This window comes from Ruegeria sp. BG3, assembly GCF_056538485.1.
Window position 1 is genome coordinate 1 of record NZ_JBQFTE010000028.1, and the last position, 691, is coordinate 691.

General features: G+C 53.7%; 1 protein-coding gene. It reads right to left on the reverse strand.

Annotation, left to right across the window (positions count from 1 at the left end; all coding sequences use genetic code 11):
* Positions 1-110: 110 nt before the first annotated feature.
* Entirely contained in the window at positions 111-626 is a 516-nt protein-coding gene (locus tag ACR0AI_RS21915; RefSeq protein WP_170637382.1) for a GNAT family N-acetyltransferase, read from the reverse strand.
* Positions 627-691: the final 65 nt, after the last annotated feature.

Genomic DNA, 691 nt, shown 5'->3' on the forward strand with positions numbered 1-691 from the left:
CGAACGACCGCTTTGGGCCGTCCTCAAGAGAGCGCTCTAGTCCTCAAACGAAAATGCTGCGCTTGCCTAAAGGTCTGCCTTAAATCCAGGCCGGACGTGTCGAATGCGCTTCAACCGACTTTCTTGGAGTACATGTGCGAATTCGTTGTTGAAAGGTCAGGTGATAATTCGAAACCTGCCTTTTCAAGCACCCGAGCGCTTGCCGGGTTTTCAATGCTGACACCTCCCAGCAGCCTCACCGGGCCGTCCTTTTCTGCCGCTGACACCAAACCTTGGACGAGTTCTGTTGCGACCCCCTGACCCCAAGTTGCTTCACCGAGCAAATAGCCAATATGAAGTTCTGGCGCTTGCGAGTCACTGGGGTCGGACGCCAAAATCAACAGTCCGACTAATTCGGAGCTGTGCCTCCAGTTGACACGAAAAACGTCGCTTTCCTCAGCGCGTTCGTCCACCCAAGAAGCAATGTCGTCATCTCCGCTCAGGTGCAGAGGTGATGGAAGATGCTCAAGCACACGGCGTGACAATATCGCAGACAAAGCAATCTCCAGCCCTCGGCGCGCTTCCCGGTCTCCCAATGTCGATTGCCAACTGTGAACCGAAAGCCTTTCAGTGAGGAACGGATCCATGTGTCAGGTACCAGCATTTGAACTGAAGATGTCGTGAAGATACCGGATCACGGTGAAAAGTCGAA

What these genes read in the sequence shown, in the direction of transcription:
- ACR0AI_RS21915 (WP_170637382.1), bottom strand. Translation starts at nt 626, where the DNA reads ATGGATCCGTTCCTCACTGAAAGGCTTTCGGTTCACAGTTGGCAATCG.